Annotated in this window: 27 protein-coding genes; 19 read left to right on the top strand and 8 right to left on the bottom strand. The window is 70.7% G+C overall.

All coding sequences use genetic code 11. From position 1 onward, the window contains the following. Positions 1-44: 44 nt before the first annotated feature. Positions 45-884: a helix-turn-helix domain-containing protein gene (locus AC6EUL_RS01435; protein ID WP_499868418.1), complete on the top strand. Its 840-nt coding sequence runs from the start codon at positions 45-47 to the stop codon at positions 882-884. Here AC6EUL_RS01435 and AC6EUL_RS01430 read toward each other — a convergent pair. The 3 genes from AC6EUL_RS01430 to fumC all read right to left on the bottom strand — a co-directional run bounded on the left by AC6EUL_RS01430 (position 834) and on the right by fumC (position 2,825). Then, positions 834-1,052, bottom strand: a complete 219-nt coding sequence (locus AC6EUL_RS01430; protein ID WP_056211508.1) for a ribbon-helix-helix domain-containing protein — start codon at positions 1,050-1,052, stop codon at positions 834-836. The two genes, AC6EUL_RS01435 and AC6EUL_RS01430, sit on opposite strands and share 51 nt — an antisense overlap. Before the next feature lie 154 nt (positions 1,053-1,206). Further along, positions 1,207-1,398, bottom strand: coding sequence for a DUF4169 family protein (locus AC6EUL_RS01425; RefSeq protein ID WP_056273581.1), 192 nt, complete (start codon positions 1,396-1,398; stop codon positions 1,207-1,209). Between the two features lie 14 nt (positions 1,399-1,412). Beyond that, on the bottom strand, positions 1,413-2,825 hold the full coding sequence (gene fumC / locus AC6EUL_RS01420; RefSeq protein WP_056211512.1) for a class II fumarate hydratase: 1,413 nt from the start codon (positions 2,823-2,825) through the stop codon (positions 1,413-1,415). Positions 2,826-2,968: 143 nt separating this feature from the next. Here fumC and AC6EUL_RS01415 point away from each other — a divergent pair, with 143 nt between their 5' ends. Beyond that, positions 2,969-4,378, top strand: a complete 1,410-nt coding sequence (locus tag AC6EUL_RS01415) for a cytochrome P450 (RefSeq protein WP_056211514.1) — start codon at positions 2,969-2,971, stop codon at positions 4,376-4,378. A gap of 366 nt (positions 4,379-4,744) precedes the next feature. On the opposite strand, the gene AC6EUL_RS01410 is transcribed toward AC6EUL_RS01415, so the two are convergent. Then, complete coding sequence (locus tag AC6EUL_RS01410; RefSeq protein WP_056273570.1) at positions 4,745-5,413, bottom strand: SspB family protein; 669 nt, start codon at positions 5,411-5,413, stop codon at positions 4,745-4,747. Positions 5,414-5,847: 434 nt separating this feature from the next. Between AC6EUL_RS01410 and AC6EUL_RS01405 the strand changes: the two genes are divergently transcribed. The 6 genes from AC6EUL_RS01405 (at position 5,848) to AC6EUL_RS01380 (ending at position 12,111) form a co-directional block, all read left to right on the top strand. Further along, on the top strand, positions 5,848-6,675 hold the full coding sequence (locus AC6EUL_RS01405; RefSeq protein ID WP_499868416.1) for a CPBP family intramembrane glutamic endopeptidase: 828 nt from the start codon (positions 5,848-5,850) through the stop codon (positions 6,673-6,675). Positions 6,676-6,782: 107 nt separating this feature from the next. Continuing rightward, positions 6,783-7,577, top strand: coding sequence for a thymidylate synthase (locus tag AC6EUL_RS01400; RefSeq protein WP_499868414.1), 795 nt, complete (start codon positions 6,783-6,785; stop codon positions 7,575-7,577). Beyond that, positions 7,577-8,074 (top strand): dihydrofolate reductase, encoded by a 498-nt coding sequence (locus AC6EUL_RS01395; RefSeq protein ID WP_499868413.1) that lies wholly within the window; start codon positions 7,577-7,579, stop codon positions 8,072-8,074. Before AC6EUL_RS01400 ends, AC6EUL_RS01395 begins: the two co-directional genes overlap by 1 nt. 275 nt (positions 8,075-8,349) lie before the next feature. Continuing rightward, entirely contained in the window at positions 8,350-9,516 is a 1,167-nt protein-coding gene (gene hflK / locus AC6EUL_RS01390) for an FtsH protease activity modulator HflK (RefSeq protein WP_499868411.1), read from the top strand. Further along, entirely contained in the window at positions 9,513-10,466 is a 954-nt protein-coding gene (hflC, locus tag AC6EUL_RS01385; RefSeq protein WP_056211525.1) for a protease modulator HflC, read from the top strand. Before hflK ends, hflC begins: the two co-directional genes overlap by 4 nt. A 106-nt stretch (positions 10,467-10,572) precedes the next feature. Continuing rightward, positions 10,573-12,111, top strand: coding sequence for a DegQ family serine endoprotease (locus AC6EUL_RS01380; protein WP_499868618.1), 1,539 nt, complete (start codon positions 10,573-10,575; stop codon positions 12,109-12,111). A 357-nt stretch (positions 12,112-12,468) separates the two neighbouring features. On the opposite strand, the gene serB is transcribed toward AC6EUL_RS01380, so the two are convergent. Next, entirely contained in the window at positions 12,469-13,365 is an 897-nt protein-coding gene (gene serB, locus AC6EUL_RS01375) for a phosphoserine phosphatase SerB (RefSeq protein ID WP_056273562.1), read from the bottom strand. A gap of 19 nt (positions 13,366-13,384) precedes the next feature. On the opposite strand from serB, the gene miaA reads away from it, so the two are divergent. Beyond that, the gene (miaA, locus tag AC6EUL_RS01370; RefSeq protein ID WP_056211530.1) at positions 13,385-14,347 is read left to right on the top strand and encodes a tRNA (adenosine(37)-N6)-dimethylallyltransferase MiaA; all 963 of its coding nucleotides are present in this window, start codon (positions 13,385-13,387) and stop codon (positions 14,345-14,347) included. Here miaA and AC6EUL_RS01365 read toward each other — a convergent pair. Together AC6EUL_RS01365 and moaA are read right to left on the bottom strand one after the other, a co-directional pair. Next, positions 14,325-15,191: an NAD(P)-dependent oxidoreductase gene (locus AC6EUL_RS01365; RefSeq protein ID WP_499868617.1), complete on the bottom strand. Its 867-nt coding sequence runs from the start codon at positions 15,189-15,191 to the stop codon at positions 14,325-14,327. The two genes, miaA and AC6EUL_RS01365, sit on opposite strands and share 23 nt — an antisense overlap. A 76-nt stretch (positions 15,192-15,267) precedes the next feature. Further along, positions 15,268-16,305, bottom strand: a complete 1,038-nt coding sequence (moaA, locus tag AC6EUL_RS01360) for a GTP 3',8-cyclase MoaA (protein ID WP_056273558.1) — start codon at positions 16,303-16,305, stop codon at positions 15,268-15,270. Positions 16,306-16,466: 161 nt separating this feature from the next. Between moaA and AC6EUL_RS01355 the strand changes: the two genes are divergently transcribed. The 8 genes from AC6EUL_RS01355 to AC6EUL_RS01320 all read left to right on the top strand — a co-directional run bounded on the left by AC6EUL_RS01355 (position 16,467) and on the right by AC6EUL_RS01320 (position 22,566). Beyond that, positions 16,467-16,940, top strand: coding sequence for a gamma-butyrobetaine hydroxylase family protein (locus tag AC6EUL_RS01355; RefSeq protein WP_056211534.1), 474 nt, complete (start codon positions 16,467-16,469; stop codon positions 16,938-16,940). A 45-nt stretch (positions 16,941-16,985) separates the two neighbouring features. Further along, positions 16,986-18,359, top strand: a complete 1,374-nt coding sequence (locus AC6EUL_RS01350) for an MATE family efflux transporter (protein WP_499868407.1) — start codon at positions 16,986-16,988, stop codon at positions 18,357-18,359. 186 nt (positions 18,360-18,545) lie between these two features. Continuing rightward, the gene (locus tag AC6EUL_RS01345) at positions 18,546-19,109 is read left to right on the top strand and encodes an iron transporter (RefSeq protein WP_499868405.1); all 564 of its coding nucleotides are present in this window, start codon (positions 18,546-18,548) and stop codon (positions 19,107-19,109) included. Between the two features lie 5 nt (positions 19,110-19,114). Then, positions 19,115-19,456: a cupredoxin domain-containing protein gene (locus AC6EUL_RS01340; RefSeq protein ID WP_499868403.1), complete on the top strand. Its 342-nt coding sequence runs from the start codon at positions 19,115-19,117 to the stop codon at positions 19,454-19,456. Positions 19,457-19,607: 151 nt separating this feature from the next. Next, on the top strand, positions 19,608-20,933 hold the full coding sequence (locus tag AC6EUL_RS01335; protein WP_244479790.1) for a 4Fe-4S binding protein: 1,326 nt from the start codon (positions 19,608-19,610) through the stop codon (positions 20,931-20,933). Between the two features lie 47 nt (positions 20,934-20,980). Further along, positions 20,981-21,805, top strand: coding sequence for an FTR1 family iron permease (locus AC6EUL_RS01330; RefSeq protein WP_056211543.1), 825 nt, complete (start codon positions 20,981-20,983; stop codon positions 21,803-21,805). A gap of 6 nt (positions 21,806-21,811) precedes the next feature. Further along, the gene (locus AC6EUL_RS01325) at positions 21,812-22,183 is read left to right on the top strand and encodes a tRNA-binding protein (protein WP_499868401.1); all 372 of its coding nucleotides are present in this window, start codon (positions 21,812-21,814) and stop codon (positions 22,181-22,183) included. A 44-nt stretch (positions 22,184-22,227) separates the two neighbouring features. Further along, on the top strand, positions 22,228-22,566 hold the full coding sequence (locus AC6EUL_RS01320; RefSeq protein WP_499868399.1) for a hypothetical protein: 339 nt from the start codon (positions 22,228-22,230) through the stop codon (positions 22,564-22,566). A 13-nt stretch (positions 22,567-22,579) separates the two neighbouring features. Here AC6EUL_RS01320 and AC6EUL_RS01315 read toward each other — a convergent pair whose 3' ends face one another. Continuing rightward, complete coding sequence (locus tag AC6EUL_RS01315; protein ID WP_499868397.1) at positions 22,580-22,909, bottom strand: ACR/YggU family protein; 330 nt, start codon at positions 22,907-22,909, stop codon at positions 22,580-22,582. Between the two features lie 173 nt (positions 22,910-23,082). Between AC6EUL_RS01315 and AC6EUL_RS01310 the strand changes: the two genes are divergently transcribed. Both AC6EUL_RS01310 and AC6EUL_RS01305 read left to right on the top strand, forming a co-directional pair. Next, complete coding sequence (locus AC6EUL_RS01310) at positions 23,083-23,967, top strand: HpcH/HpaI aldolase/citrate lyase family protein (protein WP_056211552.1); 885 nt, start codon at positions 23,083-23,085, stop codon at positions 23,965-23,967. 82 nt (positions 23,968-24,049) lie between these two features. Further along, positions 24,050-24,646, top strand: a complete 597-nt coding sequence (locus AC6EUL_RS01305) for a hypothetical protein (RefSeq protein WP_499868395.1) — start codon at positions 24,050-24,052, stop codon at positions 24,644-24,646. The last annotated feature ends 48 nt before the right edge of the window (positions 24,647-24,694 follow it).

Genomic DNA, 24,694 nt, shown 5'->3' with positions numbered 1-24,694 from the left:
GGGACCGGTCGCGAACGGTCTATCGCGGTGGGAGGGGGGCCAGCTTGAACGAACGTGCTGCGCCGTCCGGCGCGTCGTCCCTCCCGATCTGGCATGTCGAGGGGGCGCACACCCTCTTCGCGGGGCCGCTCGCGTACAATGCCAGCCACCAGCACGGCGCCCCGGTCTATCTCGCGGGGCTCTACGACGCCTTCCGCATCCGCTTCGCGCCGGGGGCGTGGATCACCTGCCGCACGGCCTTCGTTCCGGCGGGGATGCCGCACGAGCTGGATTGCGGCGGCGCTCCCCTCGGCGTCCTCTATCGCGAGCCCGATGCCGGGGCGTGGGCCCTGACGGGCCTGATGGGTCCGGCCGAGGCGGTCGGCAGCGCCCTGGTGGGCAGGGGCGGGGAGGTCGGCCCGTTGCGGTCGCTCTTCGAGCGACGCGACGCCTGCGATTGGGCGGGCGAGGCCATCGCCGACCTTTCCGGCTTCGCGGCACGGCGGTTCGATCGGCCGGTCGATCCCCGGATCGCGAAGGTCCTCGTCGACCTGCGGGCCCGGCCGGAAGCGTGGATGAGCGCGGGACGGCTGGCCACGGCGGCATCCCTGTCCTCGTCGCGGATGCAGCACCTCTTCAGCGCGACCATGGGTGTCCCGTTCCGGCGCTATCGCGGCTGGCTGCGCATGCGCCGCGCCATCGCGGCCGTCGTCCGCGGCGCCAACTTCACCGGGGCCGCCCATGAGGCGGCGTTCGCCGACCAGGCGCACTTCGCCAACGCCTTCCGCCGGACCTTCGGCGCGCCGGCCTCCTACAGCCTGCAGGACATTCGCCGCCCGAGCCCGTCGCGGCCGTCAGGCACGATCACGCACGCTCGCCAGCACGAACACCCGGAGGGCGGATGAGAGGTTCTGGCCCTCCCGACCGGCATCGACGGCGCCGATCAGGGCCTGGACGGACTGGCCGCGCGCGCCTGCGATCTCCCGCAGGGCGTCCCAGAACGGGTCCTCCAGGGACACGCTGGTCCGGTGGCCGGCGATCATCACGGAGCGCTTGGTGATGCCGGTGGTCATTCCGGCACCCGACCCTCCCCCCTCTGCGGGGGAGGGTGGTCGCGGAGCGACCGGGAGAGGGGAGCGCCATATCCGGAAAGGTCGCTCCCTCTCCCGCCTGCTCCGCAGGCACCCTCTCCCGCAGAGGGGAGAGGGTCACGTGCCGCGTCCCCCATCACCCCTCCGACTCGGGCCCCACGAGCTTGTGGCCCTCGTGGCGCGAGACCTCGATGGCCTTCTTGGCCTCCGCCAGGGTCCTGGCCTTCTTCGGGCGGCCGAAGGCGATGCGGTTGTCCGCGGCCTTCGCCTCCCGCTCCACCCGCGCCCGGTCCTTCCGGGCCTGACGCAGGTTGATGATCTCCGCCATGCCGGTGGGCTCCTCTAGGCGGCGCCGGGCGCCAGCATCGTCTCGGGGCGCACCACGCGCTCGAACTCCTCGGCCGTGACGTAGCCGAGGCGCAGGGCCTCCTCCTTGAGGGTGGTGCCGTTCTTGTGCGCGGTCTTGGCGATCTCGGCGGCCTTGTCGTAGCCGATCGAGGGGGCGAGCGCGGTCACCAGCATGAGCGAGCGGCTCATCAGGTCGGCGATCTTGTCCTCGTTGGCCTTGATGCCGACGACGCAGTTGTCGGTGAAGCTCACCGCCGCGTCGGCGAGGATGCGGATCGACTGCAGCACCGCGTTGGCGATGACGGGCTTGAACACGTTCAGCTCGAAATTGCCCTGGCTGCCGGCGAAGCTCACCGTGGTGCCGTTGCCGATCACCTGGGCGCAGACCATCGTCAGCGCCTCGCACTGGGTCGGGTTGACCTTGCCGGGCATGATCGACGAGCCGGGCTCGTTCTCCGGCAGCGAGAGCTCGCCGAGGCCCGAGCGCGGGCCCGAGCCGAGGAAGCGGATGTCCTGGGCGATCTTGAACAGGCCGGAGGCCAGCGCCGTGAGCGCGCCCTGGGTGAAGACCAGGGCATCGTGGGTGGCCAGGGCCTCGAACTTGTTGGCGGCCGAGGTGAAGGGCAGGCCGGTCAGCTCCGCGACCTTCGCGGCGAATTTTTCGGCGAAGTCCGGATGGGCGTTGAGGCCGGTGCCCACCGCCGTGCCGCCCTGTGCCAGCGCCAGCACGCCGGGCAGCGTCGCCTTCACGCGCTCGGTGCCGAGCGCCACCTGCGCAACGTAGCCGGAGAATTCCTGGCCGAGGGAGACCGGGGTGGCGTCCTGCAGGTGGGTGCGGCCGATCTTCACGATGGCGGCGAACGCCTCGGACTTCGCCTGGAGCGCGTCGTGCAGGTGCTGCAGGGCCGGCAGCAGCCGGTCGTTGATCTCGCGCGAGACCGCGATGTGCATCGCCGTCGGGAAGACGTCGTTCGAGGACTGGCCGCGATTGACGTGGTCGTTGGGGTGGACCGGAGACTTGCCGCCGCGCTTGCCGCCGAGCAGCTCGTTGGCGAGGCTGGCGATCACCTCGTTGGCGTTCATGTTCGACTGGGTGCCGGAGCCCGTCTGCCACACCGCCAGGGGGAATTCCTGGTCGTGCTCGCCGGAGACCACCTCGGCCGCCGAAGCCGCGATGGCCTGGGCCACCTTCGGGTCGAGGGCGCCGAGGTCCTGGTTCACCAGGGCGGCGGCCTGCTTGACCATGCCGAGGGCGTGGACGAGAGGCGCGGGCATCTTCTCGGTGCCGATCTTGAAGTTCTGGATCGAGCGCTGCGTCTGCGCGCCCCAGTAGCGATGCGCCGGGACCTCGATCGGGCCGAAGGTGTCGGACTCGGTGCGGGTGGCGGGCGTCTCGGTGGGCGACATCGTGGCCTCTTCGTCTGGTCAATCCGGACCCTACTTAAACTGCACGCCAGCAAACCGCGATGCCGCATCGCGAGAGGGCCGTGTGCCCGGCGCTGAATTGTCATGGCTTGTCAGCCCTCAGCCCGGGCCCGGAGTTGTCGTTCATGTCGAGTGCCGCCGCCCGCGTCGAAGCCCCTGTCGATGCCCCCGTGCCGGTCCGCTTCCGCCCGGCGGTCCCAAAACCCCTGCGCGAGCAGCCGGGCCTCTTCGGCTTCCTGAAGGCCGCCCGCGCCAACCCGCTGACGACCTGGCTCGACGTGCATTTCGAGAAGCCGGTGGTGGCCGCCGACGGCGCCCTCGGGCGCGTCACCGTGGTGAGCGACCCGGCCCTGATCCGCTACCTCTACGTCGAGAACGCCGCCAACTACCGCAAGGACGACCTGCAGCGGCGGGTCCTTGCCCCCGGCCTCGGCAACGGGCTGCTCACCGCCGAGGGCGAGGAATGGAAGCTGCAGCGCCGGACCCTGGCGCCGATCTTCTCCGCCCGGCACGTGCTCGGCTTCAACGGAGCCATGAACGCCGCCGGCGCCCGCATCGCCCGCCGCCTGGCCCGCCGCGACGGCACCCGCATCGACGTCGCCCTGGAGATGACCCGCGTCACCCTCGACGTGCTGGAGCGGACGATCTTCACCCACGGCCTCGCCAGCGACCCTGACGCCCTGGGCCGGGCGATCACCCGCTTCCTCGAATCCGTCGGGCCGATCGATCCCCTCGACGTGTTCGGGGTGCCGGGATTCGTGCCCCGCATCGGCCGCCTGCGGGCGCGGCCCGCCATCCGCTTCTTCGCCGAGGTGGTGGACGAACTGATCGACCGTCGCCGCGCCCTGATCGCGCAGGGGACCGCGCCGGCCGACCTGCTGACGCTTCTCCTGAAGGCGCAGGACCCGGAAACGGGGAAGGGCCTCACCGACCTCGAGGTGAAGGCCAACATCGTCACCTTCATCGCGGCCGGCCACGAGACCACCGCCAACGCCCTGACCTGGGCCCTCTACTGCCTGTCGCAGGACCCCGCCGCCCAGGCGCGGATCGAGGCGGAGGTCGATGCCGTGCCGGCGGACCAGGACTTCGACGCCGATGCGCTGCCCTACACCAGGGCCGTGATGGAAGAGACCATGCGGCTCTTCCCGCCGGTGCCGTTCCTGAGCCGGCAGGCCATCGCGGAGGACCGGATCGGCCGCATCAAGATTCCCAAGGGCTCCCTGGTGATGGTGGCGCCCTACGTGCTCCACCGCCACCGGACCCTGTGGCAGGAGCCGGACGCCTTCATGCCCGAGCGCTTCCTGCCCGAGGCCCGGGCCGCGATCCCGCGCTTCGCCTACCTGCCGTTCGGGGCCGGCCCCCGCGTCTGCATCGGCCAGAACTTCTCGCTGCAGGAGGCGGTGGTGGTGCTGGCCCACATCGCCCGCGCCGCCCGTTTCACCCTGGCCGACGACCACGCCCCGGTGGTCCCGCTCCACCGCGTCACCCTGCGCCCGGAGCACGGGTTGCACATGACGGTGAACCCCCGGGGGTGAGGGCTGGAAGCTCGACATAACCCTGCTCCCCCCCTTGCGGGGAGGCGTTGGAGGTGGGGGTGGTTGGGCGACCCTCGACGGGCGGGGACTGGCGGAGCGACCCCCACGCCTCGCCTCTCCCCGCGAAGGGGAAAGAGACGCGTTTCGCTGTCCGAAGGGCCGTCGTCTCAGTCCAACCGGGATCGGAGGACATACCCGCGCGCAACACCACGTCATCCCGGGGCCGCGCAGCGGAGCCCGGGATCCAGAGGCACGGGCGGTGCCAGGATTGACGCCGTCGGCGGCTCCGGATTCCGGGCTCGCCTTTGGCGCCCCGGAATGACGATGCGGTTTTTTCGTTGAGCGTCCGCGTCGGCGCCGCTTCGCTCAGCTCTTCTTGCGGAAGGCGTCGAGGCTGACGACTTCGGCGCTGGTCTCGGTGCCGTCCTCGGCCTTCTTCGCCGGGGGCTTGGCTTCGGTCCCGTCCTCCGACTTGCCCGCTCCCTTGGCAGCCTGGGCCGCGGCGGGCACCGGGGTGGTGCCGGCGCCGATCTTGGGGACGGCGCTGCCGATGGTGGCGAGGCCCGTGCCCTTCGGCTTGATCTCGGTGGGCTCGGACGCGGCACCCCGGGGCGGGGTCTTTCCGGCCGCAGCCGGCGCCTCCTCCGAATCCTCCTCGGCGGCGGCCGTCTCCGTGCCCTCGCTGAGGTCGAACTTGAGGCCGAACTGGACGGAGGGGTCGAAGAAGCCCGTCAGGGCGTCGAAGGGCACCAGCAGGCGCTCGGGCACCCCCGAGAAGGACAGCCCGACCTCGAAGGTGTGCTCGGTGACGCCGAGGTCCCAGAACTGGTGCTGGAGCACGATCGTCATGTCCTGCGGGTACTTCTCGCGCAGGCGCTGCGACATGCGCACGCCCGGCGCCTCGGTGCGGAACGAGACGTAGAAGTGGTGCTCGCCCGCGAGACCCTCGCGGGCCGCGTCGGTCAGCACCTTGCGCACCACGCCGCGCAGCGCGTCCTGCACCAGAAGATCGTAGCGGATCAGGTCGTCTGCCATCTGCGGTCGCTTATGCCCGGTCACTGCCCGCCGTCACACGCCGCGATGGCGCTCCGGGTCGGATGAAAATCGAATGGGAATGCCGGTGCCCGACCCTCCCAGAACCCTGCCTGAACGGCCGTCGCGGCCATCCGGACGTTTGCTACCAAGTCCGTCCGCTACCCAGAACCACCGTTCCGCGACGCGGCGGTCGCCCGTCGCGGCTCCGACCGAGATCCCCGCGCCGGAGCGAGCTTCCGCCAAAACCCGGGGCCTGTCGAGCCTCGGGCCCTTGCGTCCAAAAGCCCGTGGTCCGGAAAGGGGCTGCCGGGTTACCGTTCGGGCCTCGAAGCCGTTCCGGCGCCGCCGGATCCCCGTCCTCGCCGAGCCTCTCGGCCAACGCCTTGATTATAGTGGGAGTGCCGCCGCATTTGAAGCCCGATGATGGTGCGCCGATGCCCGAGGCGCCGGCGGCCTGGTCCGCCTCCGCGCTCCTCCGGCCGTCCCGGGTCCGTGCCGGCCTCGGCGCGGCGACGGCGCTCGTCGGGCTGGCCTTCGCGGCCTTCCTGGCGCTGGCGGTGGCGACCCTCCTCGCCCTGGTGATCGTGCGGGTCGGCGGCGACTGGATCGACGGCATCGCGCTTCTGGGCGGAGACCGTCCCCGCCTGCACCCGCGCCAGCTCGCCATGCGGGAACTGGCGGTGGACGTGGTGCGGCAGGGGGTCCTGGCCCTCCTCGTCGTCGTCGCGGTGCGCTGGCGCGACGGCGCCGCCTGGCGCCGGACCCTGGCCCTGGTGGCGCCGGTGCCGCCACCCTGGGGGCCCGGCGCCCCGGGCCTGACGGCGCGCCGCTTCGCCGTGATCCTGCTGGCCTGGCCGGTGATCCACATCACCTGGGTGACCGGCATCGCCGATCTGTTCCGGATGCCGATCGGCCGGCACACGGCCCTGTCGCCCGGCCTCACCCCGGCCGCGGCGGCCCTGTGGTTCGCCTACGTGCTCGTCCTGGCCCCGGTGGCGGAGGAACTCCTGATGCGCGGGGCCCTGTTCGCCCGGGCGCGGGAGGTTTTTACGGCGCGGGGCGCGATCCTGGCGACGGCGCTCCTGTTCGCCGGGGCGCATCTCACGCCCGCGGGGTTCGCCCGGCCGGTCTCGCTGATCCCCCTGGCGCTGATCCTCGGCTGGGTCCGCTGGCGCAGCGGCCGGCTCTGGCCGGGCATCCTGCTCCACGCCTGGAGCAACCTCGCGATGATCGCCTACGTGCTCGGGCCCGCGATCGGCTGAGGCCGGAGCGCGGTCCGGGGACGGCACGACCTGTTGACGCCCCGGTCCGCCACCTCGCCAGCCCCGGCGCTTCGGGCTATTCCGGGAGCCCCCGCCTCGGAGCCGCGATGCACGCCTATCACCAGCTTCTCGAACGCATCCTGCAGGACGGGGTGCGCAAGGACGACCGGACCGGCACCGGCACCCTCTCGGTGTTCGGGCACCAGATGCGCTTCGACCTCGGCGAGGGCTTTCCGCTGGTGACGACCAAGCAGCTCCACCTGCGCTCGATCATCCACGAGCTGCTGTGGTTCCTCACGGGCGACACCAACGTGCGCGCCCTCCAGGCCAACGGCGTGAGCATCTGGGACGAGTGGGCCGATGCGAACGGCGACCTCGGGCCGGTCTACGGCCGGCAGTGGCGCTCCTGGGCCAAGCCCGACGGCGGCAGCGTCGACCAGATCGCCTGGGTGCTCGACGAGATCCGCCGCAACCCGGATTCCCGGCGCCTCATCGTCTCGGCCTGGAACCCGGCCGATCTCGACCGGATGGCGCTGGCGCCCTGCCACTGCCTGTTCCAGTTCTACGTCGCCGAGGGGCGGCTCTCGTGCCAGCTCTACCAGCGCTCGGCCGACGTGTTCCTCGGCGTGCCTTTCAACATCGCGAGCTACGCCCTCCTCACCGCGATGATCGCGCAGGTCACGGGTCTGCAGCCCGGCGACTTCATCCACACCCTGGGCGATGCCCACCTCTACGTGAACCACCTCGAGCAGGCCCGGCTGCAGCTGACGCGGGCGCACCGCCCGCTGCCGCGCCTCGTGCTCGACCCGGCCGTGACCTCGCTGTTCGACTTCCGCTTCGAGGACATCGCGGTCGAGGGCTACGAACCCCATCCGGCGATCCGCGCCCCGGTGGCGGTCTGATGCCGGCCCCCCGCATCACGATCATCGCGGCGGTCGCCCGCAACGGCGTCATCGGCCGCGACAACGACCTGATCTGGCGCCTGCGCAGCGACCTGCGCCGGTTCAAGGCCCTGACCATGGGCAAGCCCCTGCTGATGGGGCGCAAGACCTTCGCGTCGATCGGCCGGCCGCTGCCCGGGCGGCGCACCATCGTGCTCACCCGCGATCCCGCCTTCGCGGTGCCCGAGGTCGCGGTGGCGCAGGACTGGGCCGGCGCCCTGGCGGCGGCCGAGGGGGCCGACGAGCTGATGGTGGCCGGCGGCGGCGAGATCTACGCCCTCGCTCTGCCCCACGCCGACCGCATCCACCTCACGGAGGTCGATCTGGCGCCGGAGGGGGACACCGTGTTCCCGCCGTTCGAGCGTGCGCTCTATCGGGAGACCCGGCGCGAAGCCCATCCGCCGGGCGAGCACGACGCCTGCGGCTTCAGCTTCGTCGACCTGGAACGGGCCGGGTGAGGGCCGGGGCGCGGAGAAGCGCCGTAAACCAATCCGGCGCGACCCATTGCGCATTGGGTTCCCGTGCGGTTGTCTTTCGGCGGCCCGATGCCCAAGTGGCAATCTTGACAGGATCCGGTGCGCCCACGCAGGTGCCGGGGTCGGGTCACGACGAGATCAACACTCTTGTCCACGCGGGGGAGATTCGGCCCGCCTCCTGAGGAGGCCGGGACGGGGAGCGCGGGTGGGCTTCGTGCGCGGCGCAGACGCTGCTGGAACAGGAGAGATCGGCGAGCATGCCTTGGAGCAATCAGAGCGGCGGCGGTAGCGGCAACGGGGGAGGGCCCTGGGGCCGAGGCGGCGGCGGCAATGGCGGCGGGGGTGGCCCGTGGGGCGGCGGTGGCGGTGGCAAGACCCCGCCCGACCTTGAGGACCTCCTCCGGCGCAGCCAGGACCGCCTGCGCGGGGTGCTCCCGGGTGGATCGTTCGGTGGAGGCCGCGGCCTCCTGATCGCCGGCGGCATCGTGGTCGCCGTCTGGCTCGCCACCGGGTTCTACACCGTGGCGCCGCAGCAGGTGGGCATCGAGACGGTGTTCGGCCGCTATCTCAGCACCACCGGCCAGGGCCTGAACTACAACTTCCCGGCTCCCATCGGCGCCGTGACCAAGCCGAATGTCGGCCAGGTCAACAGCGTGCAGATCGGCTACCGCGCCGGGCTCGGCAACCAGAGCCGCACCGTCGACAAGCCCGAGGAGAGCCTGATGCTCACGGGCGACGAGAACATCGTCGACCTCGACTTCGAGGTGCAGTGGCGCATCAATCCCCTGAAAGCGTCCGACTTCGTCTTCAACCTCGAGAACCCGGAAGGGACGATCAAGGCCATCGCCGAGAGCGCGATGCGCGAGGTCGTCGGTCGCCGCAACATCCAGCCGATCCTGACGAACGAGCAGTCGAGCGTCGCCCAGGAGGTCCGCGAGATCACCCAGAAGGCCCTCGACGAGTACGGCGCCGGCGTGCGCATCGAGCTCGTGCAGCTCGTCAGCGTGCAGCCTCCGCCGGAGGTGCGGCCCGCCTTCTTCGACGTGAACGCGGCGCAGCAGGACGCCGAGCGCGCCAAGAACGATGCGCGCACCTACGAGAGCCAGAAGGTGCCCCTCGCCAAGGGTGAGGCGCAGAAGATCATCCAGGCGGCGGAAGCCTACAAGACGCAGTCCACCGCCGACGCGACCGGTCAGGCCGCCCGCTTCACCCAGGTCTACGATTCCTACAAGGTCGCCCCGGTCATCAGCCGCGAGCGCATCTTCCTCGAAACGATGGAGCGGGTCCTGGGCTCGGTCAACAAGGTGATCATCGACCAGAACGGAGCCGGTGCCGGCACCGGCGCCAGCGCTGCCGGCGTGCTGCCGGTGCTGCCGCTGACCGAGTTCGGTCCCCGCAACGCTGCCGGTGGAGTGGCCCGATGAACAACCAAGCCCTCCGCACCGGCCTCATGATCGTGGCGGCCGCCGTGGCCGTCGGCCTCTACGCCTCGGTCTTCACCGTCGGCCAGATGCAGCAGGCCCTGGTGCTCCGCTTCGGCGGCGTCCGCGCCGTCCTGAACCAGACCGGCACCGACAAGCCCGGCCTCTACTTCAAGCTGCCGTTCTTCGAGAACGTCGTCCTGTTCGACAAGCGGGTGCTCGACCTTGATCTCCCGGTCCAGACCCTGCTGACCACCGACCGTCAGAACCTCGAGGTGGACGCGTTCGCGCGCTACCGGATCATCGATCCGCTGAAGTTCTACCAGTCGGCCAACAACATCGCCCGCGCCAACACCCTGCTGGCGAGCTTCACCAACTCGGCCCTGCGCAACCTGCTCGCCCGCTCGACCCGCGACGCCATCGTCCGGACCCAGCGCGCCGAGCTGATGAACCAGATCCAGGCCGACGTGAACCGGCAGGCCAAGGAGCTCGGCGTCGAGATCGTCGACCTGCGCATGACCCGCGTCGATCTGCCGGCCCAGAACAGCTCGGCGGTCTACAAGCGCATGACGACGGAGCGCCAGCGCGAGGCGGCCGACATCCGGGCCACCGGCGAGCAGGCCGCGGTCACGATCAAGGCCAAGGCCGACCGCGACGTCACCGTGCTGCTTTCGGAGGCCAACCAGACGGCCGAGACCCTGCGCGGACAGGGCGACGCCGACAAGAACCGCATCCTGGCGGAAGCCTACGGCAGGGACGCGGACTTCTTCAGCTTCTACCGCTCCATGCAGGCCTACGAGACCGGCTTGAAGGGCTCCGACACGCGGCTCGTGATCAGCCCCTCGTCGGACTTCTTCCGCTACTTCAGCGATCCGCAGGGCCGGACCCCGGCGACGCCGGCCGCCCGCACGCGCGCCCCGGCGGAGCCCGGCTCCACCGGCACGCTGCGCTGAGCGGTCACCATGACGCTCCGGCGGCGGACCCCGGTTCGCCGCCGGACTCTTGATCGGCGGACGGCGGAGACGATCTAAGGACGTCTTGAGACAGATGAGGTCGATTATGGTTCCCGTCGCGAGCGCCGTCCGGGCGCCCCGTTCCCGAGCGCTTCAGCGCAGCCTGCGCTCTGCCCTCGCCGCCGCCGCGCTGGCGACCGCCCTCGCCGTGACCGGCGCCCCGGCCCCGGCCTTCGCCAAGGGCCCCGAATCCCTCGCCGACCTCGCCGATCAGGTCACCGACGCGGTCGTGAACATCTCGGCCTCGACCACGGTCGACGCCCGGCCCAACGCCCGCTCCGGCCCGCAGCTCCCACAGGGCACGCCCTTCGAGGACCTGTTCGAGGAGTTCTTCAACAAGCGCGGCCAGCGCGGCGGCGGCGACCGCAGCGAGGCCGACCGCCCGAAGCCGCAGCAGCGTAAGTCGAACTCGCTGGGCTCGGGCTTCATCATCGATGCGTCCGGCATCGTGGTGACGAACAACCACGTCATCGGCGACGCCAACGACATCCAGGTCATCCTGCACAACGGCACCAAGCTGAAGGCGGAGATCATCGGCAAGGATGCCAAGATCGACCTCGCGGTGCTGCGGGTGAAGCCGGAGGCCAACAAGCCCCTCAAGGCCGTGCCCTTCGGCGACTCCGAGAAGATGCGTCCGGGCGACTGGGTCATCGCCATCGGCAACCCCTTCGGCCTCGGCGGCTCGGTCTCGGCCGGCATCGTCTCGGCCCGGGGCCGCAACATCGAGTCCGGCCCCTACGACAACTACATCCAGACGGATGCTGCCATCAACAAGGGCAATTCCGGCGGTCCGTTGTTCAACATGAACGGCGAGGTCATCGGCATCAACACGGCGATCCTGTCGCCCACCGGCGGCTCGGTCGGCATCGGCTTCGCGGTGCCCTCGAACAACGCGTCCCAGGTCATCGACCAGCTGCGCGAGTTCGGCGAGGTCCGCCGCGGCTGGCTCGGCGTGCGCATCCAGAACGTGGACGAGACCACGGCGGAAGCCCTCGACATGAAGGACGGGGTCAAGGGCGCCCTGGTCGCCGGCGTCGACGAGAAGGGCCCGGCCAAGGCCGCGGGCCTCGAGATCGGCGACGTCATCGTCAGGTTCAACGGCACGGCGGTGAAGTCGTCCAGCGACCTGCCCCGGATCGTCGCCTCGACCCCGGTCGGCAAGGTCGTGGACGTGCTCGTGATCCGCAAGGGCGCCGAGACCACGAAGTCGGTCACCCTCGGCCGTCTCGAGGACACCGAGAAGCCGACCCTCGCCAGCGTCAAGCAGCCGGAGGCCGAGAGCGCCGTGCGCCAGGTGCTCGGCCTCAACCTGTCGGGCATCACCGACGAGGCCCGCAAGCGCTACAGCCTCAAGGACGGCCTCAAGGGCGTCCTCGTCACCCGCGTCGATCCGAACTCCACGGCGGCCGACAAGCAGATCAAGCCGGGCGAGGTCATCGTCGAGGTCGGGCAGGAGGCGGTGAACGCACCCGCCGACGTCAGCAAGCGCATCGACCAGCTCAAGAAGGACGGACGCAAGTCCGTCCTGCTCCTGGTCGCCAGTGCGAGCGGCGACGTCCGCTTCGTGGCGCTGGGAATCGACTGATTCCCAGACGCCATTCGAACACACCCGGCCGCCGCCCGAGAGGGCGGCGGTTTCGTTTTGGCAGGGGGGGCTACTCTGATTCGCAGCCGGCCGATTCACCGGCCGAAGCATGTCAAGTCGTTCCCCGTCATCCCGGGGCCGCGCAGCGGAGCCCGGGATCCAGAAACACAGGTGGCGCAAGGTCTTGCAGGGTCGGCGGTTCTGGATTGCACGCCGTTGGCGCGCCCCTTCGGGTCCGGGCTCGCCTGTGGCGCCCCGGAATGACGGCGCGGTGTCGGCTGTGGTCAGGCCGGAAACCCGCGCTCAGCACCATGTCATTCCGGGGCCGCCCAAGGTGCCCCGGCATGGCGGCGCCGCTCAGCCCACGAATTCGGCCGACGAATACCCCTGCAGGTAGAGCAACGCCGTGAGGTCGCCGTGGTCGATGCGCACCTGCGCGGCGGCCGCCACCTTGGGCTTGGCCCGAAAGGCGACGCCGAGGCCGGCCTCGGCGAGCATGTCGAGGTCGTTGGCTCCGTCGCCAACCGCCAGGGTCTCCGCGGCGTCGAGGCCGAAGCGGCCGCGCAGGGCGACCAGGGTCGCGCGCTTCGTCTCCTTGTCGACGATCGGCTCGATCACCTCCCCGGTGAGCCGGCCGTCCTGGATGCCCAGCGTGGTGGCGTGGGCCTCGTCGAAGCCGATCCGGGCCGAGACCGGCCCGGTGAACAGGGTGAAGCCCCCGGAGATCAGGCAGGTGTGGGTGCCGTGGGCCTTCATGGTCCGCACCAGGGTGCGTCCGCCCGGCGTCAGGGTGATGCGCGCTTCGATCAGCGCGTCGATCGTGTCCACGGGCACGTCCCGCAGGAGGGCGACGCGCTCGCGCAGGGCCGGGCCGAAGGCGATCTCGCCCCGCATCGCCCGCTCGGTGATGGCGGCGACCCGGTCCTTCAGGCCGATCGTGTCGGCCAGCTCGTCGATGCATTCCTGCTCGATCATGGTCGAGTCCATGTCGGCCAGGAACAGGCGCTTGCGCCGGTGCGGACCGGCCTCGATCACCGCCACATCGATCGGCTCGTGGGCCAGGGCCGCGCGCAGGCGCCGGGCCAGCGCCGGCGCATCGGCGGACGCGCCGGGGACCAGCACCTCGGCGGCGACCTCGCCATGCAGGATGCGGGGCTGGTGTTCGGTGCGCAGCACCGCCCGGGTCTCGGCCAGCACCGCATCGGTGATGGCGGGGCGGCTCTCGTTTGCTATCAGGATCGCGACGAGGGTCATCCGGGAGTTTTCCACGCCAGTGTCGCCGGTCACGCAACGCACGCACGCGCAGGTTTTGCCGGCGGCGATCCTCATCGCAGGGCCGACCGCCTCGGGCAAGTCGGGCCTGGCGCTGGCGCTCGCCCGCGATTTCGACGGAGTGGTGATCAACACCGACTCGATGCAGGTCTATGCCGACCTGCGCCGGCTCTCCGCCCGGCCGAGCGCGTCCGAGGAGGCCGAGGCGCCCCACCGGCTCTACGGCCACGTGGACGGCGCGGTGAACTACTCGGCCGGGCACTTCGCCCGCGAGGCGGCGCCGCTGATCGGCACGCTGCGCGCGGAGAAGCGCCTGCCGATCTTCGTCGGCGGCACCGGCCTGTATTTCCGGGCCCTGGAGGAGGGGCTCTCGGAGCTGCCGCCGGTGCCGGACGACGTCCGGTCGGCCCTGCGGGCGCGGGCCGAGGGCCGGGCGACGGAAGCGCTTCACGCCGATCTGGCCGAGCGCGACCCGGCCGGGGCGGCGGCCCTGCGCCCCAGCGACCGGGCGCGGGTGATGCGCGCCCTCGAGGTGTTCGCGGCGACCGGCCGGCCCATCGCGGAATTCCACGGGGCCCGCACCCCCGGGCCGCTGTCCGGCCTGCCGCTCGTGAAGCTGTTCCTGGCCCCCGAGCGCGAGGCCCTGCGCCGGGCCATCGACGCGCGCTTCGAGGCGATGATCGCGCACGGGGCGCTGGGCGAGGTCGAGGCCCTGCGCGACCGGCGCCTCGACCCGCTGCTGCCGATCATGCGCGCCCACGGGGTGCCGGGCCTGATCGCGCATCTCGACGGGACGCTGTCGCGAGCGGAGGCGATCCGGCGCGGGCAGGGCGACACGCGGCGCTACGCCAAGCGCCAGTTCACCTGGTTCCGGCACCAGATGGGGCCGGACTGGCTCTGGACGCCGCCCGAGGAGGCCCTCGGGCGGGCGCAGGCGGCGCTTACTTCTCCAGGCGGGCGATGAGGGACGAGGTGTCCCAGCGGTTGCCGCCCATGCCCTGCACGTCGGCGTAGAACTGGTCGACCAGGGCGGTGACCGGCAGCTGCGCCCCGTTGCGCCGGGCCTCGGCCAGGAGGATGCCGAGGTCCTTGCGCATCCAGTCCACGGCGAAGCCGAAGTCGAACTTGCCCGCGTTCATGGTCTTGCCGCGGTTCTCCATCTGCCAGGAGCCGGCGGCGCCCTTGGAGATCACCTCCAGCACGGCCTCGACGTCGAGGTTCGCGCGCTTGGCGAAGTGCACGGCCTCGGACAGGCCCTGGACCAGCCCCGCGATGGCGATCTGGTTGACCATCTTGGTGAGCTGGCCGGAGCCGGCCGGGCCCATCAGGCGGCTGGCGCGGGCAAAGCACAGGATCGCGGGCTCGACCGCCACATAGGTCTCGGCCTCGCCGCCGCACATCACGGTGAGGGCCGCGTTCTCGGCGCCGGCCTGCCCGCCCGAGACGGGGGCGTCGATGAAGCCGAGGCCGGCGGCCCCGGCGGCGTCGGCGAGCTCGCGGGCGACCTCGGCCGAGGCGGTGGTGTGGTCGACGAAGACCGCGCCCTTCTCCATGCCGGCGAAGGCGCCGTCCGCGCCGAGGGTAACGCTGCGCAGGTCGTCGTCGTTGCCCACGCAGGCGAAGACGATGGCCTGGCCCTTGGCGGCCTCGCGCGGGGTAGCCGCAAAGGCGCCGCCATGGGCGGCGACCCAGGCCTCAGCCTTGGCGGCGGTGCGGTTGTAGACGGTGACCTCGTGGCCCTTGGCGGCGAGGTGGCGGGCCATCGGGCCACCCATCACGCCGAGGCCCAGAAACGCGACCTTCGCCATCATCATCTCCGCTCGTATCCTGAATACGAGCGGGGTCTAGGAGCGATGCTCCCGAGCGTCAAACCATCGCGGAGACTTATCCGCCGGTGACGCTCATGTGGCGCGGCACGGCGGCCGGGCGGGCCCGTTCGATGACGAAGTCGTGGCCCTTGGGCTTGCGCGCGATGGCGTCGATCACCGCCTGGGTCACCAGGGCATCGTCGGGCGAGGCGCGCAGGACCGCGCGGAGATCGGCCGCATCCTCCTGGCCGAGGCACATGTAGAGCTTGCCCGTGCAGGTCAGGCGCACCCGATTGCAGCTCTCGCAGAAATTGTGGGTCAGCGGCGTGATGAAGCCCAGGCGTCCACCGGTCTCGGCGATGCGGACATAGCGGGCCGGGCCGCCGGTGCGGTCGGGCAGGGGCGTCATCGTGTAGCGCTGCTCGAGCCGGGCGCGGGCCACCGAGAGGGGCAGGAACTGGTCGGTGCGGTCGCCCTCGATCTCGCCCAGCGGCATGACCTCGATGAGAGTCATGTCCATGCCGTCGCCGTGGGCCCAGGCGATCATGTCGGCGATCTCATCCTCGTTGACGCCCTTCAGCGCCACCGCGTTGATCTTGACCTTGATGCCCGCCTTGCGCGCCGTCTCGATCCCGTCGAGCACCACCTTCAGGTCGCCCCGGCGGGTCACGGCGCGGAACTTGTCCGGGTCGAGGGTGTCGAGGGAGACGTTGACGCGACGCACGCCGAGTTCGGCGAGTTCGGGCGCGAAGCGGCCGAGCTGCGTGCCGTTGGTGGTCATCGTCAGCTCTTCGAGCGCGCCCGTGTCGAGGTGGCGGGACAGGCGCCGGAACAGGTGCATGATGTCGCGGCGGACCAGCGGCTCGCCGCCGGTGATGCGCAGCTTGCGCACGCCGCGCTGGATGAACACGGCGCAGAGCCGGTCCAGTTCTTCCAGGGAGAGCAGGTCGCGCTTGGGCAGGAACTGCATGTCGTCGGACATGCAGTAGACGCAGCGCAGGTCGCAGCGATCGGTGACCGAGATGCGCAGGTAGGTGATCGCCCGCTGGAACGGGTCGATCAGCGGCGCGGGCGCGATCGGGGCAGCGTCGTCGGTGGCGCGGGGACCCCACATGCGGGATTCTGTGCTCTGTTGGGGTGAGGAAACGTTGGCGCGGTCGCGTGACGAACCTAACATGGCACGTCATATGAGGTCTCGCACCCTCGCGGGCAAGTTTGCGTCGGTCGCAGGGGCCATGCAACCCGTGCGGCCGACGCGGCCGGAAGGAAGCCACCATGACTCAACAGGCTGTCGATCCGCACGCGGCCCCGGCCGCATCCGAGCGCTGGCCCACCGAGATCCGCCTCTCGGGTGACAAGCGCACCCTCAACGTCGCCTTCGAGGATGGCGGCCGCTTCGCCCTGCCGGCGGAGTATCTCCGCGTCTCGAGCCCCTCGGCCGAGGTCCAGGGGCACTCGCCCTCCGAGCGCAAGGTGATCGGGGCGAAGCGCGACGTGGCGATCCTCAAGGTCGAGCCGATCGGCAACTACGCCGTCAAGCTGACCTTCGACGACATGCACGACACCGGTCTGTTCGGATGGGGCTACCTCTACGATCTCGGGCGCGAGTACCGGAACCGCTGGGCGACCTACCTGTCCGAGCTGGAGGATCGGGGCCTGAGTCGCGATCCCGTGCGCCGGGCCGCGAAGCCGACCCCCACCCCGAGCGAGGGCGGCGGAAGCTGCGGCAGCGGCTGCGGCTGCCACTGAACGGATCGACCGCCGCCCGGAAGGCCGCTGCAGGACCCCATCGATATGACGCCCTCGACCAGCCCGGCGACGAGCCGGCGCGTCCTCGCGCTCGCGCTGCCGATGACGCTTGCCAACGTGACGACGCCGCTTCTCGGCTTCGTCGGCGCCACCGTGATCGGCCGGCTCGGCGATGCCGCGCTCCTCGGCGCCATGGCCCTGGGCGCGGTGATCTTCGATGCGATCTTCTGGTCGTTCGGTTCGCTGCGCATGGCCACCGCCGGTTTGACCGCGCAGGCGGTGGGGGCAAACGACCGCGCCGAGGTCGACCGGACGCTGGCCCGCGCCCTCGCGGCGGCCGTCGTGGTCGGGCTGGTGATCGTGGGGCTGCAGGGGCCGATCGGCCGGACGGCCTTTTCCTTGAGCGGCGCGAGCCCCGCGGTGATCGCCGCGCTGGCGGCCTATTTCCACATCCGCATCTTCGCGGCCCCCTTCACCCTGGCGAACTACGCCATCCTCGGCTCGGTGCTGGGGCGCGGGCGCACCGATCTCGGGCTGATCCTGCAGGTCGCCATCAACCTCACCAACATCGTCCTCACCCTGGCCCTGGTCCTCGGCGCGGACATGAGCGTCGCCGGGGCCGGGCTCGCCACCCTGATCGCCGAGGCGGCCGGCGCCGGCCTCGGCCTGCTCCTGCTGGCGCGGCTCGGCTCGCGCCCCTTCGCGGTGCCGTTCCGGGTGGTGCGCGATCCCCTGGCGCTCGCCCGGATGCTCAGCGTCAACGCCGACGTGATGATCCGGACCCTGCTGCTGGTGGGCTGCATCACCCTGTTCTCGGCGCTCGGCGCCCGCTCGGGCGACGTGGTGCTGGCGGCCAACGCCGTCCTGTGGAATCTCTTCATGATCGGCGGCTTCTTCCTCGACGGCTTCGCCACCGCCGCCGAGACCCTGTGCGGCCAGGCGGTGGGCGCCCGGGACGAGGCCCGCTTCCGCCGCGCCGCCACCTTGAGCCTGCTCTGGTGCCTCGCCTTCGGCGGCGCCATCGCGGGCGGGTTCCTCCTCGCCGGCAACGCCTTCATCGACGCGGTGACCACGAGCCCGGAGGTGCGGGCCATGGCCCGGCTCTACCTGCTGCCGGCGGCCCTGGCACCCTTCCTGGCGGCGCTGCCCTTCGCCTTCGACGGCATCTACATCGGCGCCACCTGGACCCGGGCGATGCGCAACCTCATGCTCGTGGCGAGCGCGGCCTACGGCCTCGCCCTCCTCGCCGCCCACGCGGCCGGCCTCGGCAATGGCGGCCTCTGGCTCTCGTTCCTGATCCTGCTGGCCGGGCGCGGAATCAGCCAGGCGCTGGCCTATCCGGGCCTGACGCGCCGGACCTTTTCTCCGACGGGCGCGATCCCTCGGGAGAAGCACGCGGGGGACTTCACGCCTGCGTGACGCGGGTCCGACACGGCGGCGCGTCGGCATTGGCGTCGTCAGTCACGCACAAGATCAGCGACCGCGACTGCATCAGGGTTTACTTGGGCGCTCAGGTAGAGCTTTAGTTTGGAATTGTTCTTATTAAGGAACGTGACGAAAAAGCCTCTTTGCTTGGTTTATCGTCTGGTCTACGCGCTAGACACGATGCGCAAGAATCTCCGCTCCGCCCTCGCCCTGGTCGTTCTCGTCGCCGGCGCCGTCTCCCTCGGGAGCGGGGCCCAGGCGAAGGAGACGCCCATCGGCCCGCACGTGACCCAGAACGGGATCGAGGTGGGGGCCGTCTACCTGCAGCCGATCGAGATGGATCCGCCGGACATGATGCGCGCCGCAGCCGCGTCCGACATCCATCTGGAGGCCGACATCCACGCGGCGAAGGACAACCGCAACGGCTTCGCCGAGGGCGACTGGGTGCCGTCCCTGACGGTCAGCTTCGAGATCACCAAGCTGGAGGGCGAGGCCGCCACCGGGCCGAAGGTGACCGGTTCGCTGATGCCGATGGTCGCCAATGACGGTCCGCATTACGGCGACAACGTCAAGCTCTCCGGCCCCGGCCGCTACCGCCTCAAGCTCACCGTCGCGCCGCCCGGCCCGCACAGCCATTTCGGTCGCCACGTCGACAAGGAGACCGGCGTTGCCGAGTGGTTCAAGCCCTTCGACCTGATCCAGGACTTCACCTTCGCGGGTATCGGCAAGAAGGGAGCCTACTGAGCCCCATGGCCGTTCTCTCCCGAACCCTGACCGCCGCCCTCGCGGCCGGTCTACTGGCCGCCGCCGGTCCGGCGCGTGCCGAGGATCTGCCGGTCATCAAGATCGAGATGAAGGACGGGACCATCACCCCGGACGTCATCGAGGTCCCGGCCAACACCCGCTTCAAGCTCGAGATCACCAACACGGGCACCAGCCCGGTGGAGTTCGAGAGCGTGGAACTGAAGCGCGAGAAGGCGCTGGCCGCGGGCGCGACCTCCTCCATCGTGTTCCGCACCGTCGACCCCGGCCGCTACGACGTCTTCGACGACTTCCATCCCAACTCGAAGGCCACCCTGGTGGCGAAGTGATGCGGCTCCGATAACCCTGGCGAACCCAACCGGAATGGCAGCCTCGACGTCCCTCAAGCCGCACGACGCCGGCTCCCCGCGCGGCGCCCGGACGCCGCGTGACGTCCGGGATGCCTGGATCGACGCGAAGCTCGCGGAACTCGGGCAGTGGATGCAGCGCCACGGCGGCACGATCCGCGCCATCCAGTGGGGCGTGGTCGGCGTCTACCTCGTGCTGGTCGCGGTGCCGGCCTTCCTGCCGCTGCCCGACCGCAGCGCGCACCTGTGGAACAACCTGACCGTCTTCGCCCAGTTCGCCTTCTGGGGCATCTGGTGGCCCTTCGTGCTGGTGAGCATGGTGGTGGTCGGCCGGGCCTGGTGCGGCATCCTCTGCCCCGAGGGGGCGCTGACCGAGTTCGCCAGCCGCTGGAGCCTGGGCCGCGCCGTGCCGCGCTGGATCACCTGGGGCGGCTGGCCGTTCATCGCCTTCGCCGGGACCACGGTCTACGGCCAGATGGTCAGCGTCTACGGCTATCCCAAACCCGTGCTGGCGGTGCTCGGCGGCTCCACCGTGGCGGCGATCGTCGTCGGGCTGCTCTACGGCCGCAACAAGCGGGTCTGGTGCCGCTACCTCTGCCCCGTCAACGGGGTCTTCGCGGTGCTGGCCAAGCTCGCGCCGGTGAGCTTTCAGGTCGATCACGCGGGCTGGGCGGCCTCGCCGAAGCCGCGCGGTGACACCTTCAACTGCGCGCCGCTGGTGCCGGTGAAGACGATGACCGGCGCGGGCGCCTGCCACATGTGCGGGCGCTGCTCCGGCTATCGCGGGGCCGTGCGCCTTGCCCGGCGCTCGCCCACCCACGAGATCGTCCACGTCGCCGGCACCGAGCCGAGCCTCGACCAGACCGTGCTGATCCTGTTCGGCATGATGGGCCTGGCCGTCGGCGCCTTCCAGTGGTCGTCGAGTCCCTGGTTCATCGACGTCAAGCAGGCGCTGGCCACCTGGCTGATCGAGCGCGGCACGACCTGGCCCCTCGAGACCACGCTGCCCTGGTACATCCTGACGAACTATCCCGAGCACAACGACGTGCTCAGCCTCCTCGATGGCGGGCTGCTGCTGGGCTACATCGCCGCCGCCGCGATCGTCCTCGGCGTCTCCCTCTCGGGCCTCGTGGCCCTGGCCACCCTGTCCCTCGGCTGGTCGCGGGCCCGCTTCCACCACCTTACCCAGGCGCTGATCCCGGTGGCGGGCTGCGGCGTGTTCCTCGGCCTCTCGGCGCTGACCGTCACCTTCCTGCGCGGCGACGGCATCCTCATTCCCTACGTCTCGGAGATGCGCGCCGCGCTGCTGCTGGGCACCAGCCTGTGGAGCGTCTGGCTCGCCTGGTCGGTGGCCGGCCTCTCGGCGCGGGGCCTGCGCCGCTTCGGGGCGACCCTCGGCATCGCCGCCGCCTGCGCCCTCTCGGTCTCCGGCTGGGTGCTGCTGTTCTGGATCTGGTAGGGCGGCCGTCTCGGCCGCGACCGTGAACTCGTAAAGGAATTCTCCGCATGATCGGAGCCTTCGTCATCGCCTTCCGCGAAGTCATTGAGGCGGGCCTCATCATCGGCATCGTGCTCGCCGCCACCCGCGGCATCGCCGGGCGCGGACGCTGGATCGCCCTCGGCGTCCTCGGCGGCCTCGCGGGCGCGGCCCTGGTGGCGCTCTTCGCCGAACGCATCTCCGACGCCTTCGAGGGCGCGGGACAGGAGATCCTCAACGCCGGCGTCCTCATCGTCGCGGTGCTGATGCTGATCTGGCACAACACCTGGATGGCCAAGCACGGGCGCGAGCTCGCGGGCGAGTTGCGGGCCGCCGGCGAGGCGGTGCGCACCGGCCAGAGCACGGCCGCCGGCCTCGCCCTGGTGGTCGGCGCCGCGATCCTGCGCGAGGGTGCGGAGCTCGTGCTGTTCCTCTACGGCCTCGTGGCGTCCGGCACCTCCGGGCCGGACATCCAGTTCGGCGCCCTGGCCGGCGTCGCCGTCGGCGCAGCGACCTCCTCGGTGAGCTATTTCGGCCTCGCCGCGATCCCGACCCGCTACGTCTTCTCGGTGACGAGCGGCCTCATCGTCCTGCTGGCGGCGGGCCTTGCGGCGCAGGCGGCGCAGTTCCTCACCAATGCGGGCCTGATCACCGTGCTCGACCGGCCCCTGTGGAACACCTCCGCCGTCCTGCGGGAGGACAGCCTCGTCGGACGCGTGCTCCACGCCCTCGTGGGCTACACGGACCGCCCGAGCGGCATGCAGGTCCTGGTCTATCTCGGCACCATCCTGGTCATGGTCGCGCTGATGCAGGTGTCGTCCACCGGCAAGCGCCGCCAGCTCCGCACCGCCTGAGCGTCCATGCACGTCACCCACCCCGCCGATGCACCGGCCGCCCCGCCCATCCCCTTCGACGCCTTCCTGGCGGTGGATATCCGCGTCGGGACCGTCGTCTCGGCCGAGCCGTTCCCCGAGGCGCGCAAGCCGGCCCTGAAGCTCGTCATCGATTTCGGTCCGGCGATCGGCACCAAGCGGTCGAGCGCCCAGATCACCGAGCATTACCGGGCCGAGGACCTGCCCGGCCGGCAGGTCGCCGCCGTGGTGAACTTCCCGCCGCGCCAGATCGGCAAGTTCCTGTCGGAGGTGCTCACCCTGGGCTTCGCCGATCCGAACGGCGCCGTGGTGCTGGTCCGCCCCGACCAGGCCGTGCCGAACGGCAGCCGCCTGTTCTGAGGGGCGGGTTGCCGGACGGTCGGTTTTTCGCCATCCCTGTCCGCATGAGCGACCACGGACACGACGAATCCGGCATCGAGTGGGACGACGGGTTCGCCGATCAGCTGATCGGCGCGACGCTCTTCGTCGGCATCACCTATCTCGATCACGACGGAACCCTGATCCGCCGCGAGCAGGTCTTCGGCCGCGTCGAGACGGTGGATGCCGAGGCCGGGATCACGATCCGGCCCTTCGACGGCGCAGCGGCCTTCACGATGGTGCCGATCCTCGAAGCCATCGAGCCGGCCGATCCCGGTTCGTATCAGCTCTCCCCCGAGGACCCGGTGGTCGAGAACCCCGACTATACGGTGGTCTTCAGCCTTACCGCCCCGCTCCGCCACTGAGGGCGTCACCGCCCTACCGGCGCAGGGTGGCACCCTCGGTCCACGCGGCCAGCCGGGCGGCGAGCGCCGCGCCGTCGCCGGACAGGGCGACGATCTTGAGGCGGGCGGTTTCGCCGGAGACGATCCGGATATCGGACCGGCGGAGCTTCAGGGTCTTGGCCAGATAGGCGAGCAGCGCCGCGTTGGCGGCGCCCGCGACGGGCGGTGCGGCCACGCGCACCTGCAGGGCGACGCGCCCTTCCGCATCCGCCACCAGACCGTCCAGCCCGTCGCGGCCCGCCCGCGGTGTCAGGCGCAGGGCGAGGCGCAGGCCGTCCGGGGTCACTTTGTAGGGCTCGCTCATCCGTATCCGACCCTCCAAGGCCCGGCCCGAAATCCGTGTCGCCGGACGGGGCGGACCGCGTTCGCCGCGTGCGTTGCAACAAAATCGCTGGAATGCCACGTCAATCCGGCGGTATCGGGGTGTCTCGCCTGACGTGTTGCACTAAGCTTCAGCGAAAATCACGGGAACGCCAGATGTCCGACCTCCGCTTGCGCCGCAGCGTGCTGTATATGCCCGGTTCGAACCAGAGGGCGCTCGACAAGGCCAAGACCCTGTCGGCCGATTCGCTGATCCTCGACCTGGAGGATGCGGTGGCGCCCGACGCCAAGGACGTCGCGCGCGAGCAGGTCTGCGCTGCGGTGAAGGGCGGCGGCTACGGCGAGCGCGAGATCATCATCCGCGTCAACGCCCCCCAGACCCCCTGGGGCGAGGCCGACCTCAAGGCGGCGATCCAGGCCCGCCCCGACGCGATCCTGATGCCGAAGGTGTCCTCCCCGGCCGTGCTGGAGAGCATCGCCAACCACCTCGAAGCCCTCGACGCCCCCGAGAGCATCGCCGTCTGGGCGATGATCGAGACCCCGGCGGCGATCCTCAACATCCAGGAGATCGCCAAGGCGCAGCGCGACCGGCGCACCCGCCTGACCTGCTTCGTGCTGGGCACCAACGATCTCGCCAAGGACACCTGGGCCCAGCTCGTGCCCGGCCGCGTGCCGATGCTGCCCTGGATGATGTTCACCCTGGCGGCCGCTCGCGCCGAGGGCCTGACCATCCTCGACGGCGTCTGGAACGACATCGAGGACGTGGCGGGCTGCCGGGCCGAGTGCCAGCAGGCCCGCGACCTCGGCTTCGACGGCAAGACCCTGATCCACCCCAACCAGCTCGAGCCGGCCAACACCTGCTTTGCCCCCTCCGACGAGGAGGTCCGCCGCGCCCGCCTCGTCATCGAGGCCTTCGACCGCGCGGAGAACGCCAAGCGCGGCGCGATCAAGATCGAGGGCCGCATGTACGAGCGCCAGCACATCGGCATGGCCCGCCGGGCGGTGAACTGGCGCGAAGCGATCGCCGCCAAGGGGTATTGAAGCCGCGTCCGGCCTCGATGATCCTCGATCATCCATTTGCGGATCGCCCGTCTCTGGCGCGGCCAACGACGGGCGGACTTCGTTGAACATCGAGATCCCGGGTGAGATCACCTTCTCGCGGACCTACAACATCCCGCCGATTCCGGTATCGCTTCCGCTGACAGCCGGGGCCCGCACGTTCGCGCAGGTCGCGATCACGGCCATCGCGTGGTGCTTCATGATGCCCACCCTGGCGTTGTTCGTGATGCTGCTCTGGCACGCCTTGACGGTCGCGGCCGATCCCGGCGGATCGGTGCTGGTCCTGTGCGCCCTGGCGTTCCTGTTGCTTTGCTTCATGCCGAAGGCCCTCTTCGGGATGGAGGATCTTACCCGTGGCGGACTGACCCTGATTCTCGATTCCGATGGCGTCACCGATCGGCGTTCGGGACAGATCCTTCGCTGGACGGACGTGGCGACCGCGCGGATCGTTCCGAGGAGGAATGGGTGCTGGGTTCGCCTGGGCCTGCATACGCCCCTTCCGCCCCGGCGCCTGTTCGATCGCGGCGGTACGGGCCTGCTTGGGCGTCGAACCCCGGATCTGTACAACGTCGACATCACCAACCTCGACGTCCGCCAACACGTTCTCGGCCAGACGATGCTTGCGCTCGTAGCCGCCAATGGCGGGAGGGTGGAGCGCTGAGCGCATCGCGTCGGATTGATCAACGCAGCGGGGCAGGATTGCGTCCCG

The sequence above is a fragment of the Methylobacterium sp. 001424705 genome (genome assembly GCF_059816145.1).
Note: the sequence above shows the minus strand (reverse complement) of the source record. Positions and strands in the feature narration are given on the sequence as shown.